The organism is Microvirga rosea (genome assembly GCF_020595095.1).
GTDB classification, from domain to species: domain Bacteria; phylum Pseudomonadota; class Alphaproteobacteria; order Rhizobiales; family Beijerinckiaceae; genus Microvirga; species Microvirga rosea.
On sequence record NZ_JAJDOP010000001.1, the window covers coordinates 534,652 to 548,364 of the forward strand.

The 13,713-nt window shown below is 59.0% G+C and carries 13 protein-coding genes and 2 pseudogenes; 5 read left to right on the forward strand and 10 right to left on the reverse strand.

Annotated elements, in window-relative coordinates; translation table 11 throughout:
* Nucleotides 1–204 precede the first annotated feature (204 nt).
* Nucleotides 205–651, reverse strand: coding sequence for a hypothetical protein (locus LJD17_RS02590; RefSeq protein WP_227382478.1), 447 nt, complete (start codon nt 649–651; stop codon nt 205–207).
* Between the two features lie 98 nt (nt 652–749).
* Between LJD17_RS02590 and LJD17_RS02595 the strand changes: the two genes are divergently transcribed.
* The gene (locus LJD17_RS02595) at nt 750–1,430 is read left to right on the forward strand and encodes a TetR/AcrR family transcriptional regulator (protein ID WP_227382479.1); all 681 of its coding nucleotides are present in this window, start codon (nt 750–752) and stop codon (nt 1,428–1,430) included.
* 171 nt (nt 1,431–1,601) lie between these two features.
* On the opposite strand, the gene LJD17_RS02600 is transcribed toward LJD17_RS02595, so the two are convergent.
* Nucleotides 1,602–2,495 carry a LysR family transcriptional regulator gene (locus LJD17_RS02600; RefSeq protein ID WP_227382481.1) on the reverse strand — a complete coding sequence of 298 codons (894 nt, stop codon included), beginning with the start codon at nt 2,493–2,495 and terminating at the stop codon, nt 1,602–1,604.
* Nucleotides 2,496–2,633: 138 nt separating this feature from the next.
* Here LJD17_RS02600 and LJD17_RS02605 point away from each other — a divergent pair, with 138 nt between their 5' ends.
* Together LJD17_RS02605 and LJD17_RS02610 are read left to right on the forward strand one after the other, a co-directional pair.
* Nucleotides 2,634–3,362: an SDR family oxidoreductase gene (locus LJD17_RS02605; protein ID WP_227382483.1), complete on the forward strand. Its 729-nt coding sequence runs from the start codon at nt 2,634–2,636 to the stop codon at nt 3,360–3,362.
* A gap of 129 nt (nt 3,363–3,491) precedes the next feature.
* Nucleotides 3,492–3,743: pseudogene (locus tag LJD17_RS02610) on the forward strand (Atu4866 domain-containing protein); the annotation flags it as partial.
* Between the two features lie 89 nt (nt 3,744–3,832).
* Here the strand turns inward: LJD17_RS02610 and LJD17_RS24320 are convergent.
* From LJD17_RS24320 to LJD17_RS02620, 3 genes and pseudogenes are all read right to left on the reverse strand, one after another.
* Nucleotides 3,833–3,947, reverse strand: a pseudogene (locus LJD17_RS24320) (tyrosine-type recombinase/integrase); the annotation flags it as partial.
* A gap of 145 nt (nt 3,948–4,092) precedes the next feature.
* Complete coding sequence (locus LJD17_RS02615) at nt 4,093–4,731, reverse strand: hypothetical protein (protein WP_227382486.1); 639 nt, start codon at nt 4,729–4,731, stop codon at nt 4,093–4,095.
* A 31-nt stretch (nt 4,732–4,762) separates the two neighbouring features.
* On the reverse strand, nt 4,763–6,157 hold the full coding sequence (locus LJD17_RS02620; RefSeq protein ID WP_227382488.1) for a selenium-binding family protein: 1,395 nt from the start codon (nt 6,155–6,157) through the stop codon (nt 4,763–4,765).
* A gap of 379 nt (nt 6,158–6,536) precedes the next feature.
* Here LJD17_RS02620 and LJD17_RS02625 point away from each other — a divergent pair, with 379 nt between their 5' ends.
* Nucleotides 6,537–7,073, forward strand: coding sequence for a GNAT family N-acetyltransferase (locus LJD17_RS02625; RefSeq protein WP_227382490.1), 537 nt, complete (start codon nt 6,537–6,539; stop codon nt 7,071–7,073).
* A 104-nt stretch (nt 7,074–7,177) separates the two neighbouring features.
* On the opposite strand, the gene LJD17_RS02630 is transcribed toward LJD17_RS02625, so the two are convergent.
* Genes LJD17_RS02630 through argH form a run of 4 tightly spaced genes read right to left on the reverse strand, consistent with a single transcriptional unit; the run spans nt 7,178 to nt 11,170 of the window.
* On the reverse strand, nt 7,178–8,011 hold the full coding sequence (locus LJD17_RS02630) for an ABC transporter substrate-binding protein (RefSeq protein ID WP_227382492.1): 834 nt from the start codon (nt 8,009–8,011) through the stop codon (nt 7,178–7,180).
* Between the two features lie 30 nt (nt 8,012–8,041).
* A complete protein-coding gene (locus LJD17_RS02635; RefSeq protein ID WP_227382495.1) occupies nt 8,042–8,806 on the reverse strand; it encodes an amino acid ABC transporter ATP-binding protein in 765 nt (254 codons plus the stop codon).
* Nucleotides 8,807–8,809: 3 nt separating this feature from the next.
* The gene (locus tag LJD17_RS02640) at nt 8,810–9,691 is read right to left on the reverse strand and encodes an amino acid ABC transporter permease (protein ID WP_227382905.1); all 882 of its coding nucleotides are present in this window, start codon (nt 9,689–9,691) and stop codon (nt 8,810–8,812) included.
* A gap of 54 nt (nt 9,692–9,745) precedes the next feature.
* Nucleotides 9,746–11,170 (reverse strand): argininosuccinate lyase, encoded by a 1,425-nt coding sequence (argH, locus tag LJD17_RS02645; RefSeq protein ID WP_227382497.1) that lies wholly within the window; start codon nt 11,168–11,170, stop codon nt 9,746–9,748.
* A gap of 124 nt (nt 11,171–11,294) precedes the next feature.
* On the opposite strand from argH, the gene LJD17_RS02650 reads away from it, so the two are divergent.
* Nucleotides 11,295–12,188, forward strand: a complete 894-nt coding sequence (locus tag LJD17_RS02650; RefSeq protein ID WP_227382499.1) for a LysR substrate-binding domain-containing protein — start codon at nt 11,295–11,297, stop codon at nt 12,186–12,188.
* A gap of 377 nt (nt 12,189–12,565) precedes the next feature.
* On the opposite strand, the gene LJD17_RS02655 is transcribed toward LJD17_RS02650, so the two are convergent.
* The gene (locus LJD17_RS02655; RefSeq protein ID WP_227382501.1) at nt 12,566–13,555 is read right to left on the reverse strand and encodes an MBL fold metallo-hydrolase; all 990 of its coding nucleotides are present in this window, start codon (nt 13,553–13,555) and stop codon (nt 12,566–12,568) included.
* Between the last annotated feature and the right edge of the window lie 158 nt (nt 13,556–13,713).

Below are 13,713 nucleotides of genomic sequence, written 5' to 3' on the forward strand. Positions count from 1 at the left end.
GCCGCGCGTCCAGCGGCTTCGAAACTTAGACATGTAGATTAAAGGCTTGGCGCAAAGCGGACGGAAACCGAGATACCAGATCGTGGCGTGAGCTGATCTTTCTCCGCGAAACGCGAGCGTCTCGAAGTGATTGGACTCAAATCGAGACTGCCATCCATGCAGGTCCGGACCGTCCGCGTGACCGTGTCGCCCCGTCGGACTGGCCTACTGCGTCGTGACGGTCACCAAGGCGGTCACCGGTTCGCCGTTCACAAGAACGGGCTTGTGATGATCATCGGCAAGGAGAACACCGATTACGTGCTGGCCAGCAGCTTTCAGGCAATGGCCAAAGCGGGCCTTGATGAGGTCGCCCCCGAAGTCGCTGTTCATGCTGTTGTATGGTCTGCCTGGGATGTTGCACGTGTCGCCGTCCGGATCAATCTTCATATGCACATGGCCGCATTGGCGGTTCGTGCCGCACTGACCTGCGGGGAGCAGTGTGAAGTTGCTCTTCACCACGACGCCTATCGCTTTTTCAGGATCCTTCCCAAGGTCAACAACCGAATGGGGTTGTGGCCAGACGATTTCCAAGGTGGGCCGGTCTTCGGCGTAAGCCGACACTGTCGACGATGCCAGGAAGGCGAGACTGATCATCAAGGCAGAACGAAACATGCGGACCTCCATCTACGATGTAATCAGTGATTACATGCACGGGAGGCTGGGTCAACAAAATAATCGCTGATTACATTGATCCGTGCTAGCGATCAGGAATGGCCAAGAAATCCATCTCGAAGGCAGGCGACCAGCCTAAGCCCTATCACCATGGCAACCTGGTCGAGGCGCTCATTGCGGCAACTGTCGAACTCATTGAGGAACGCGGGGTCGAGCAAGTCTCCGTACGCGAGGTGGCAAAGCGTGCAGGCGTTTCGCCCGGAGCACCCTTCCGGCACTTTCGATCGAAGACCGCGCTCCTGACAGCCGTCGCCGAACAGGCGATGGACCGGCTGACGGAGTCAGTCGCCAAGGCCGTCTCGGAAGCCAGCAGCGATGATCCCGCCGCTGCTTTTGAAGCCATCGGGCATGGCTATCTCGAATGGGCTCTGGCCAATCCCACTCATTTCCAGATCATCAGCTCCCGCACCTTGATCGACTTCGAAGCGTCCGCCAGCCTGCGCGACAAGAATGCAGCCATTCGTGAGACGATGGTCGAGTTGTTGACCCAAGCCCAACACCAGGGCCGGCTCGCCCCGGATGTTGATCTGAATCATCTCGTTCTCGCCGCCCGCGCCTATGTCTATGGCTTGGCACGCATGGCCATCGATGGTCATTTCCCGGAGTGGCATCCGTCCGAACCGCCTGCCATCGCGGTGCGCAGGGCGCTCCGCATCTTTATGGGCCAAATGATCGTTTCAACGAAAAGTGACCTTAGAAAACCGAAGAAGCCTTCCTAGGAGAGCCTCTGCACTGGCGAGAACCCATCGAAAGGTCCACCGACGCATTCACGGTCCATTCGGCCCGCACGGGCGGAGGTCTGCAAATGGCACAATGCCGAAATGAAGCTCTTTGCTTGCATAGAGCGACCGGAGTGGCCTTACGGCTGCGACACGAGCTGAAACAAGAGGTTAACGTCGCCTCTTGCGCAGGTAATCTACGAGAACCCGCAACTTGAGCGGTAAGTTGCGACGACTTGGATAGTAGAGGAAAAAACCAGGAAAAGGCGGGCAGAACTCTTCGAGGAGCGGCACAAGTTCGGCCCGAGCAATATAAGGACGGAAGGTTTCCTCCATCCCAAAAGTCAGACCTGCTCCCGCGCAGGCCAATTGTATCATCACCCGCATGTCGTTGGTGGTCACGCGCGGGTTCACATCGACAGCGAAGTCGCGCCCGCTTTCCGTGAATTCCCATCGATAGGGCTGGACCCGGGGGTTGGGCCGCCAGCCGATGCATAAATGCTTCGGCAGATCCCGGGGATGGGCAGGGGGCTCATGCTTTGCCAGATAATCAGAGGATGCGATCACCACTTGGCGCTGCTCGTCCGAAACGGGAATGGCGATCATGTCCCGCTCGATCACCTCACCGAGCCGGACGCCGGCATCGAAGCCTTCAGCCACGATGTCGAACACCTCATCGGTTACAGTGATGTCGAGGCTGATATTGGGATAGGTAGCGAGGAACCCGGCCAAGAGTGAGCCGCTCAGGAACCTCTCGGCAATCGAGGATACTGTCAGGCGCACAAGGCCACTGGGCTGCTCGCGCATCTCGCCCAGGGCTTCCATTGCGGTGCCAAGGTCGTTGAGGGCAGGGCGCACTGATTGGTAAAGCCGCTCTCCCGCTTCCGTCAGACGGACGCTTCTGGTCGTACGCTGAACAAGCGCCACACCCATCCGCTCCTCAAGCCGCCTTATGGCTTGGCTGACGGCCGAGCGTGTCACGCCCAAGCGTTCACTCGCGACCCGGAAGCTGTGTGCTTCTGCGACTGTGACGAAAACAGTGATGCCGGCTAGGTCAGGGGTCATTGGTGACAATAACTTACCATCTCATGCACGATTAGCAAGTCGATCGCTCCAATGGATCACATTACCTTAGGGCCATCAGCTCGAGTTCAACTGCAACACCAATGGCTCGGGCGCGGACCAAGATGAAGGAAACAATCCATGCCTGAGACAAAGATCGTTCTTGTAACCGGCGCCTCCAGCGGGATCGGCGAAGCCGTTGCTCAGGAACTTTCCAGAGCCGGCCATGTGGTCGTTGTGGGTGCGCGCCGAACGGACCGCCTGCATGATCTGGTAAGCCGCATCAAGGCATTCGGCGGCGTTGCACGGACCCATCGGCTTGATGTCACCTCCCGGGATGACTTTGCGAGGGTCGTGTCCGCAACACTTGAGGAGTTTGGCCGCGTCGATGTGATCGTCAACAACGCAGGCGTTATGCCCTTGTCGCCTCTGAGGGCCCTCAAAGTGAGCGAGTGGGATCAGATGGTGGATGTCAACATCAAAGGGGTTCTGAATGGCATCGCGGCTGTGCTGCCTCACATGGAAGCCAGAGGCACAGGCCACGTGATCAATGTTGCGTCGATCGGAGCGCACCGGGTCTCGCCCACCGCCGCGGTCTACTGCGCCACCAAGTATGCCGTCTGGGCGATCTCCGATGGTCTCCGCCAAGAGACAGACCGACTGCGGGTGACAGTGATCTCGCCGGGCGTCGTCACGAGCGAATTGGCCGATACGATCTCGGATGACACAGCACGCGATGCCATGAAGGACTTTCGCAGGATTGCCATAGGCCCCGATGCGATTGGCCGAGCGGTCCTCTATGCCATCGAGCAGCCCTCCGACGTGGACGTGAGCGAGATCATCGTTCGTCCAACTGCAAGCCCGCACTGAAAAAGAGCGTTGGATGCCGCGTAGCTCCGTCCTTCTCATCTTGGTTGCCGCAACCACTGCTGCACCAGGGGCGCAAGGGCAGACCGCGATTATTTATCAACCCGATCCCAAGAGACGACCAACATGACAACTCACCCTTATCTCGGAATGTGGGTCACCAAGGACGGCCATATTCGTCAGGAGCTTCTCCCGAACGGCCGTTATGACGAGGCGCGTGGTACCCGCAAAAGCGCCTACCAGGGGCGCTACGAAGTCCGCGGCAACAATATCGGCTATTGGGACGATGCCGGATTTACGGCCAGCGGCGAGTTCATCGACGATGTCCTTCACCACGGTGGAATGCTGTTCTATCGAGAACGACAGGTGAAGCCGCGTCCCTGACATCCGCTGTGATCCCTGCCATGGCAAAATATGTGGCAGGGATGTCCAATTCTGGCGCGCCTGAGACCTCAGCTCGAAGGCAGCAATTCTCATTGAACCACACTCTTAATCTTGCTGTGCTCCCAGCAGGAGCTGGGTGGCCCGCAGATCGCCGGTTCTCCGATAGATCGTTGAGGTTGGGGTCCGCCACAGTGCGTGCATGCCGACAAAGCCCACACTGAGTGTTCTTCGTAAAATCCTCGTCAGCTTACTAGACTAAGCCCGATGCCCTGCCCGTGACCGCAAAGAAGACTGCGAGCGTCTGCACAAGCGTTGTGTTTTGCCGATGAGACATGCCGCGGTATTGACGTCACGTTGCCAGGAGAAGGATGCCGCCTCCCGCCAAGACAACCCTCCAGAGGACATCCAGATTGATCCAACCCCGTCTAAGGAATCCGAGCCCTTTGTCATAGACGATTAGACTCATCGCTCCGATCACAGTCAGCATGGCCCCAGTGTGGACACCAAGCGCCACAAATGAAATCGGAACTGAGGACGAAGCGGTGAGCTCGCCTCCCATACCCGGCGAGACGCACAGCGATAGGAGCGCGGGGACCAGCATGAAGCCAGCTCCGTGAGCGCTGGCCATCATGAAGGACCACAAGGCCAGTCCGGACAAGCCGGTTTGCATTCCGATACGGATAGGAGTGCGATGGCCGGCGAGAGTGTGTGTGGCCGCCCAGACCAGCAGGAGGATTCCGGCGCTGCGTCTGAGGAGCCCCGCATCCATGACTGTTCCGAATACGATCACAGCCAGCAGGACGGCACCCACCGCTGCAACATGGCCGAGGGCAATGGGCACGAGGGACAGAACCACTAGGCTCCGGCTCTGACGGTGCAGGCCGAGGGCGACGGCGAACAGCCAGCCCATAGCAGGGTTCAGCCCGTGAAAGGCGCCGAGCCCGACAAGCGCCATCCAAGGCCAGAGGGTGGATGAGAGCGTGTTCATTCCAGGTCAGTTGCTAGCAGCATAGCGCGACTTACGGATAGCAATAAGAGTCCGAGGAGCAATCGCCGCCTTCGAGCCGGACCTGATGCGGTCGATGCCCTCGAGGCCACTCGATGAAGAAGTTCTCGTCGAACGAGATGCCGCCCTCCGGCTCCACGTTCAACTTCACCATCCAGCCCTCAAAGCCGCGGTGGTAGAACTGCTGGTCGATGGGGCCGTAGAGCGAGTTGGTGAAGTACACTCGCCGCCCGTCCCGGCTGATCTCAACCATCTGTGGACCACCCGTCAGATGTCCGTTCCGGGCCTTGGGATGAGAGGCGCGGGACACGATCCCTCCGATCCGCACCTTGCCGGTCAGCTTGGGGTTCAGCGGGTCGGAGACTTCATATTGCTGGAGATCGCCCGTGCCCCAGCAGGACACATAGAGAAACCGGTCATCCATGGACAGGTCGATATCGGTCACCAGCGGCGGTACTGCCCCAAAACCTTTAAGCAAATCCGGCAGGTCTTCTGGATCGGCGGGCTCGGCCGGGATGGTGATGACCTTTTTGGCCGCCCACCGGTCTCCCTCGCGATACCAAGTCCAGATCGACGAGGAGAGATCCTTCAGGCTGATCACGCAGTTGACGAATCCGTAGGCCTTCGTCGGATTGTGCGCCGGGCGCAGCTCGAACACGAGCTGATGCTCCTCCCCGAAGTCGATTTCCTGAAGGTGCTTGCGCTTTAGCAGGTCCCAAAAGTGGAGGCGCCGTCCATAGCGTGAGCCGAGCAGGATCTCGGGAATAAGACCGTTCTCGAACGTATCAGGCGTGCCCCATTCACTGGTCACCAGCGTGTCGTATCCTAGATGCCACCAGCCGTCATAGGCGAGCTGTTGTGGTCCCCGTTCGACTTCCCAGCGTCCAAGTGGCTCGAAGCTCTCGTGGTCCATGATGAAGACGCCGCCGGGCGCCTTGCCCTCCGCATTGCCAAGGGCTGTGACGTAAATGCCGTCCGGCCCGCAATGGACCGTATGCGGCCGGGTGTAGCCGGTCCGTTCGGCGATCACCTCAGGCTCGATCACCTTCACAATGGTGGGCGCGCGAGGGTCGGGCTTGGTGTCGATAATGTGGATGCGCGACGAGCGCAGCCCCGGCACGATAAGGAACCGCCGTTCCACGTGCGGGTGAGGCATGTTGGGACAAAGACAGGACGAACAGGCATTCCAGCCGAAATGGTGCAATTCGTCGCCCGTGTTGGGCATATCCACGGACCCGACGATCTGGGCATAGGATGGCGAGGCCGGGTCGAGATCGACCACCGCGATGCCATCGGGTCGTTGTCGGTCCGGATCGAACATGGCCACATAGGCCAGCGTCTCGGGCGGAGCCTTCTCGGCCAGGCGCGGCGATGGATAGAAACTCGGATCTGGCTGCCAACGCGTCACGACACCCTCCCTGATCGCCCCCTGGGCCGATGGTAAGTGTCCTTATCCTTGTGCTGACTCCGGCATCATATCCCATCCTCCAACGTGTGTCGCCCCAAACATCGACAAAAGAGCCGATAGCGGACGCCGCCTGATGGCACTGAGCTGAAGCAAGAAAAGATGAGGTCCGCACAACGAAGAAAACCGGACATTCCTGACAGGTTGGAGAGTTCACGGGCTCTCCAACGCCTCAGAGCCCTTTGCCTTCGCGTTCGGCAGTGCAGCAATGATCGGAAGGGGGCTTGAAGGGCAGTCTCAGGGCCTACGCGTACTTGGCTCAGCTGCCTGGATGTGAGAGGTGGCCTAAGTCAACGATTGTCGTCAAGCAATGAGAAACAAAATGACTATCTCGATCCGTTCAGCACAGGAGATCGATGCACCGCTAATTGCACGATTGCATTTTCATACCTGGCGGGAGACCTATCGAGACCTTGCTCCCCAAGCTGCATTTGACGGCGTGACAGAGGAGGTCAGGCTCGCCCGATGGCAAAACCTGCTGGCGAGCGAAGGGAGCAAGCGGGTAATTCTACTTGCAGAGATCGACGAGCAATTGGCAGGCTTTGGTATGGCAGGACCAGCCTCGCACGAGATCTTTCAGAGCAGAGCTGAGATCAAGTTTCTCTATGTGGGGGCAGCATTCAAGCGCAGAGGCGTCGGCCGCAAGCTTCTGCTCCACCTCGCGCGCCACATGATGAAAGCCGGATACAACGGGGTAGGACTTGGTGTCGTTGTCGGGAACGATCCGGCTATTGCGTTCTATGAAGGGATGAAAGGGACAAGGGCAGGAATCTACGCCGATCCTGGTCCCGTCTGGCGCTCCGATAATTACCTATATGTATGGGATAATCTTCCGGATCTCATTGGACAGGAGCTGTAGGGCGGTTCTTGAGCGCCAAACAGCGTGCCGCGCCATGCTCTCTCGATTCCGTCGAATAGGACAGTGATGGGCTCAGGCGTTATCGCCTGAGCCCATTTTCATGTTTAGTCTTTACCCTGATTGATGGCGATGGGCGTAAGCTTGTTCGCCTGGAGACCGTATTTCTTCAGAATCTCGTCATAGACGCCTTTTTGCTGAAGGCGCTCAAGCCCTTCCTTGACGGCATCGCGCAGCTGAGTTTCGGTCTTGAGCACCGGAATGCCGGAGAGGGAAACCGTGAAGGCCTCACCGATGAGCACGTAACTGTTGGGCTCCTGCGACTGGAAGTACGGCAGCGTCTCATTGCCCTGAACAGCTGCATCAAGGCGTTGAGTCTTCAGCTGTGTCCGGGCGTCTGCGGACCCTTCGGTGCCGATTGCCTCAATGGCAGGCTTTCCCTTGGCCACACAGTTAGCTTGGCTCCACTCGCTGATCTGTCGCGGCCAATTGGTAGAGCGGCTCGCACCGACCTTCTTGCCGCACAGATCCTCGGGTGTTTTGAGAGACGCCGCCATGGCGGGCGAGGTGTAGAATTGCGCGCCGGATTTCATGTAGTCGACGAAGTCCACAATTTCACGACGGGCCGGAAGGTCGCTCATTCCGGCGAGTGCGATGTCGACCCGCGCCGTCTGAAGGGACGGTATCATCTGGGCGAAGGCGATTTCCTGCCATTCGATGCCAACACCGAGTTCCTTTGCGAGGGCCTCGCCAAGATCGATATCAAAGCCCGAGAGCTTGTTGGTGGCTGGATCCTTAAAGGTGATCGGCGCGTAATTCGGCATGGTCGCGACGACGATCTTTCCGGCTTTCTTGATCCGATCCGGAAGTTCCGCCGCGTGGGAGGAAGCCGCAAAGCCTAAAGCGAGCACGCTCGCGAGCAAACCTACTTTCAGTCTCATTGTCGTCGGTCCTTTCCTGAGGAACATTTATTAAGCGAGTACGGCCGCGATGAAGTCGCGCGTTCTCTGTTGTTTGGGGTGCACCAGCACCTCCTGCGGCGAGCCCCGTTCCACAATGGCTCCCCGATCCATGAAGGCGACTTCGTTCGCAACCTCGCGCGCAAATCCAAGCTCATGGGTCACGACAATCATCGTCATTCCCGAGTGGGCCAGATCTCTCATGACGGCAAGAACCTCGCCAACCAGCTCCGGATCGAGCGCCGAGGTCGGCTCGTCGAACAACATCAGCTTGGGCTTCATGGCGAGCGCACGAGCAATTGCCACGCGCTGCTGTTGGCCGCCAGAAAGTTCCGAGGGATAGGCATCACGCTTTGCGGAAAGCCCTACACGTTCCAGCAGCGCCATGGCTTCGCCGACGACTTCGTTGCGGCGACGCTTCTGCACGATCAATGGCCCTTCGATGATGTTCTCGAGTGCCGTCAAGTGTTGGAACAGATTGAAACGCTGGAACACCATGCCGCTCGTCAGCCGCTGACGGGCTATCTCCGCATCGGTCAGTTCATAAAGCTTGTCGCCGACGCGGCGGTAGCCGATGAGCTCGCCGTCGACCCAAATGGCTCCGGAATCGATCCGTTCCAGCTGGTTGATGCAGCGAAGAAGCGTGCTCTTACCGGATCCTGAAGGTCCTACTATGCAAAGTACCTGGCCGGCCGGAATTTCGATCGACACACCGTCAAGGGCCTGAACGGTGCCGAATGCTTTGCGCACATCGGCCGCAACGACGATAGGCATCATGGATCAACCCTCCAAGGCCGGTCGGGCAACCCGTCGAGACCGGCGGCTCGAGCCCTTGGCGAAGTGGCGCTCCAGGAAATGCTGAGCGATACTCAGGATCGTCACGATCATCAGATACCAGCCGGCAGACACGATCAGGAGCTCAATGACCCGCGCATTGGCAAAGTAAATCGTCTGTGCGTTGCGCAGCACCTCTGCAAAGCCGATCACGCTTGCGATGGAGGTGAGCTTCACCATGCTGATCACCTCATTGCCAACCGGTGGTATGATGACCCGCATGGCCTGCGGAAGAATGATGCGGCGCAGGGTTGTCAGACGCGTCATGCCGATAGCCTTGGCGGCTTCAGTCTGGCCCGCGTCGACGGACAGGATTCCTGAACGCACGACCTCTGCCGTGTAGGCGCCCTGATTGATACCGAGGCCGAGCAGCGTTGCCACGAACGGAGTCATCACATCTACCATGCGGGCTTCAAACAGACCTGGGATCCCGATGCGAGGGAACACAAGAGCGAGATTAAACCAGATCAAAAGCTGAAGAAGAAGTGGAGTGCCGCGAAAGAACCAGATGTAGAAGATGGCGACGCCCTTTAGCACCGGATTGGGGGACATCACCATGATGGCGAACAGGACGCCGAGCGCGATGCCCAGAGCCATGGCGCAGACCGTCATGATGATTGTGTTGCCCAGACCGCTGATGATGGATTGCGCGGTGAAGAACTGCCCAACCACTGTCCAGTCGATCTGCCCTTCCGCGAAGGCCTTTATCACGTAGGCAAGCGCTGCGAGGAGCAGTGCGCTTGCAACCCAACGTCCATAATGACGGCGGGGTACATGAGTAAGATGAGCGATGGAAGGATCGAATCCTCCGGTCTTCCCCCCGCCCATTGAGGAGAATGCGCTGGTACTATTCATTCCGGTTATCTCCTTTCATCTCTCTGTTCAGATCCGCGGGCCGTCATAGCGCATTGCCCAGTTGCGCTGGGTGCCGAAATCCGAACGCAGCCGAGCAAGCTGTTCAGCCACCCGGTGCGGAGCCGTTCCGCCATAGCCGTCGCGGGCCGAGATGGCCGCATCCGGCGTAAGGTGTGTCATGAGAGCCGGGTTCAGGCGCGGGTCCACAAGGGTCAGATCGCCTGCGCTCAGGTCCTCAAGGCCGATATTGTGCTCTTCGCAATATCGGACCAGGCGGCCGGTGATCTCATGTGCCTCCGAGAATGGAACGCCTTGGCGAGCAAGCCAGTCAGCGACTTCGGTTGCAAGCGTGAAGCCATCCGTTGCCTGACGGCGCATTTCGTCGGCATTGACCCGCATCGTCCGGATCATTCCGGCCATGGCCGGGAGCACAAGCAGCAACGTGTCGACTGCCTCGAATGCGGCACGCTTGTCTTCTACGAGGTCGCGATTGTAGGCGAAGGGTAGTCCCTTCAGTGCTGTCAGCATCGTGCCGACCCCGCCGATGAGGCGTGCGGCACGACCGCGGGTCAATTCCGCGATGTCGGCGTTTTTTTTCTGCGGCATGATCGATGAGCCGGTCGCATACGCATCGTCGAGCGCGATCCACCGGAATTGGCGCGAGGACCAGAGAAAGATCTCCTCGGCTAGGCGGGACAGGTTTACGCCGATCATTGCAGCGACAAACAGAAATTCCGTTACATGATCGCGGCTTCCAACCGCATCGATCGAGTTTTCACAAGGAGCATCGTAACCGAGTTCCCGGGCGGAGAATTCGGGCGACTTGGCAATGGCTGACCCAGCAAGTGCCGCGGCCCCGAGTGGGGAGCGCGCCGCGCGACGGTCCCAATCCTGCATACGGCCGATGTCACGAGTAAAGCCTTGGGCATGCGCAAGAAGCTGGTGCGCAAAGCTCACGGGCTGCGCAGGCTGAAGATGGGTAAAGCCTGGTGCTATGGTTCCGAGGTGCTGTTCGGCCTGAAGGGACAGAGCTTCTTGCAAGCTCAACAGATCGATGACGATCCGCCTGGCCTGCTCCCTGAGATAGAGTTTGAGGTCGTTGGCTGCCTGATCGTTGCGCGAGCGGCCGGCTCGGAGCTTGCCGCCAAGCGGCCCGAGCCGTTCAATGAGTTCGCGCTCCAGAAAGGTGTGCACATCCTCATCCTCTTGAGAGGGAACAAGGGTTCCGGCGGCGATCTCAGTCTGTAGAGCCGCAAGGGCCGCGGCGATTGTCTCACTTTCGTCTTGGGTGAGCAGCCCGGCTCTTACGAGCTCCCGCGCATGAGAGAATGAGGCCGCCAGATCATAAGCAGCCAATCGGAAATGGCTGGCATCCGAGCGAGAGAGGGCCATGAGCTCCGGGGCAGGACCTGAGCGGAAGCGTGAAGCCCACAGAACGTTGGTCGATGTCATGCCAATCTCCCTTTTCCTTGGTGTCCCAAGGGAGCCTGCGGCTGGCAAATGAAAATTCGTCGCTTCGGTATTCTATTTTGGAATAGAAAGATTGTTGTCCCTTTTCATCTCTGTACCGAGGCCTATGACGATCCAGCACCTCCCCGGCTCTATGACCGCCCTTCGCGTCCTCCTCGCCGTGGCCGAACACGGTACGGCCTCTGCCGCTGCCGCGGCAGTCAACCTGACCCAGAGCGCCGTGAGCAAGCATCTGCGTGGCCTGGAGGAGACATTAGGGATTTCTCTGTTCGCCCGCAGCAGCCGCGGCCTCATACCGACGGAAGCCGGGCAGATCTATGTGAAACATGTCCGCCGTGCTCTCGCAGAGCTTGAGGCGGGCAGCGCCCAGATCTCCGCCCTAAAGGCATCGCCCTGGTCCGTGAGGCTCCACGTCCTGCCGATCATCGGCGATCGCTGGCTTGTGCCGCGCTTCTCGCGGTTCGCAGAGCTCCATCCCGAGATCGACGTGCAATTCACGACTTTTGTAACAGCCGACACGGCTGAAGCGGCCGATGGGGTGTTCCGGTTCGGAGAGGGCCAATGGCCGGGGCATCGAGGCTACTACTTGTTCGGCCGTGATGTGGCTTTGGTCGGCGCTCCATCCTTTGTTGCGCGCCTGGGCGGGATTGAGACAGCGGACGACGTGCGCCGCTATACCGTACTCGATCATTTCCAGACGCCTCTTCGCTGGAGCGAGTTTGCTGAGGCGCATGGGCTTGATGACTTCATGCCCGTCCATACAACTCGGTTCGGCTTCTATTCGCTGGTCATCCGAGCGGCAATCTCAGGCCAAGGCCTCGCGCTGGTTCCGCGCCGGCTCGTGCAGGAGGAACTTGAGACCGGGCGCTTGGTAAACCCGGCCGGGCTCGGCTTCAAAAGCCGTAACGCCTATTGGTTCACGACGCCTGAGGATCGCGCCCCTCGCCCCGGTCTGGAAGCATTTCGGAAATGGCTGTTGGAAGAAGTGCAGGCGTCCTGACGGCATTGCAAGTCCAACGGCTTGGTCCAGAGAGCGCTGGAGGTTCGGGACGTTTTGTCCTTAAGCCGCTGACGACACGGGGCCCATCGTCGCCGAGTATCCGGACCGGCGGGGTGAGCGGACCGTTACACGGCCACGCTTACGAGCCGTGTTTGACCCGGAGAATAAACCTCGCTCACAGGATCGAGCATCCTCGGGCGGCCCCGAGATTCGTGTGATGGCCGCCTTCATCGTACAAGTCGCCCACCACGAACAGCCGAGCAGCTACCCCGGTCATGAGACGGTTCTGCCTGAGAAGAGGGGAGAACCTTCCTCGACTGCTTCCAGGCTTTAATCAGGTGCCCTGCGAAATGGTGGGACGACGCATGTTGGCCACATCAACGGAAATGGTAAAGCGCGCCCTGTTCCGGGATCACGAACTGGACGCCGAGATCGTTGCCCGACTCCAGCTCCTTGCGAATAGCCTCCTGGGGCTGCTCATTGGTCAATGAGTACTTGATATGGCTCACGACAACCGGCAGCCCTTTCAGGGCATTCCCACCGGCTTCCTGATCCAGAACATGCAGCGTTTTGTGAACCCATTTCGGCGTCAGGTGCCCAAACAGGAGATTGTCCGGTCGGTCGTTGGTGTAGGACACTTCCAGAATGATCGCCTTCAGCTTCTGCTGCCTCACCTTGTCGGCAACGGCCTTCCAGATGTCCTGCATGTTGGAAGCTTTTTGGACTTCATCGGGGCCTGTATCGCCAAAACACAGGATGGCTTCGCCCTCGCTCTCGATCAGGAAGGCGGTGGAATCTGCTCCTCCATGGTTGAGCGGAAAGGGCGTGACGGTCATCCTGGTCCCGGTGAGGTCCTTGGCTTCTCCGAGCTTCAGGTCCTCCAGGTGATACTTTTTCAGCTGCGGCTGCTGGCCACGATCCAGCATGTTCGGCCAAGCTTTCCAGTTGAAGTAGTTCTGCTCGATCTCCGCACTCACCGACGGTAGGCTGTAGATGGTCTTGTTGCTGTCGTCCGGCGAAGCGATCACCAGACCCGCCAGATGGTCGAGATGAGCGTGGCTGATCAAGTAGCCTTTGATGTGGGTTTTCAGCACATGGCCGACGACGCTGTCGGGGGAGCCTTCCGGTAGCTTGATATCCCCGAAGACGCCCTTGTCCTGAGCGATTTTCAAGCCATTGACAAGACTACCGGCATCACACGCGATAGCGTTGCGGTCCCCATGCGGCTGGATCAGAAAGGAACTGAGGTTGCCGTCTTGAATGCCGCCCAAAGCGCCGAGAACAACCACATCAAAGCCCTGCCCGGACAAAGCAACGTTTGGCGCCAGAAGCATTGACAATGAAACAAGCGATGCAGTCAGTCTCATGAGAATTCCAGTAGCCACAGGATAGAGCCCGAGGCAGCGACACTGGCATAGGGGAGGGATCAAAGCCAAGTCTCATCCTGGCGGGACCGCCACGCGTCAGACTGCGACCCTCAAGAGTATGGACGGCAAGATCAGGCTCAAGTTGAGGATCGTGAGCA

What these genes read in the sequence shown, in the direction of transcription:
- LJD17_RS02655 (WP_227382501.1), bottom strand. Translation starts at nt 13,555, where the DNA reads ATGAGACTGACTGCATCGCTTGTTTCATTGTCAATGCTTCTGGCGCCA.
- LJD17_RS02625 (WP_227382490.1), top strand. Translation starts at nt 6,537, where the DNA reads ATGACTATCTCGATCCGTTCAGCACAGGAGATCGATGCACCGCTAATT.
- LJD17_RS02615 (WP_227382486.1), bottom strand. Translation starts at nt 4,731, where the DNA reads ATGAACACGCTCTCATCCACCCTCTGGCCTTGGATGGCGCTTGTCGGG.
- LJD17_RS02600 (WP_227382481.1), bottom strand. Translation starts at nt 2,495, where the DNA reads ATGACCCCTGACCTAGCCGGCATCACTGTTTTCGTCACAGTCGCAGAA.
- LJD17_RS02605 (WP_227382483.1), top strand. Translation starts at nt 2,634, where the DNA reads ATGCCTGAGACAAAGATCGTTCTTGTAACCGGCGCCTCCAGCGGGATC.
- LJD17_RS02595 (WP_227382479.1), top strand. Translation starts at nt 750, where the DNA reads ATGGCCAAGAAATCCATCTCGAAGGCAGGCGACCAGCCTAAGCCCTAT.
- LJD17_RS02590 (WP_227382478.1), bottom strand. Translation starts at nt 651, where the DNA reads ATGTTTCGTTCTGCCTTGATGATCAGTCTCGCCTTCCTGGCATCGTCG.
- argH (WP_227382497.1), bottom strand. Translation starts at nt 11,170, where the DNA reads ATGACATCGACCAACGTTCTGTGGGCTTCACGCTTCCGCTCAGGTCCT.
- LJD17_RS02650 (WP_227382499.1), top strand. Translation starts at nt 11,295, where the DNA reads ATGACGATCCAGCACCTCCCCGGCTCTATGACCGCCCTTCGCGTCCTC.
- LJD17_RS02635 (WP_227382495.1), bottom strand. Translation starts at nt 8,806, where the DNA reads ATGATGCCTATCGTCGTTGCGGCCGATGTGCGCAAAGCATTCGGCACC.
- LJD17_RS02630 (WP_227382492.1), bottom strand. Translation starts at nt 8,011, where the DNA reads ATGAGACTGAAAGTAGGTTTGCTCGCGAGCGTGCTCGCTTTAGGCTTT.
- LJD17_RS02640 (WP_227382905.1), bottom strand. Translation starts at nt 9,691, where the DNA reads ATGGGCGGGGGGAAGACCGGAGGATTCGATCCTTCCATCGCTCATCTT.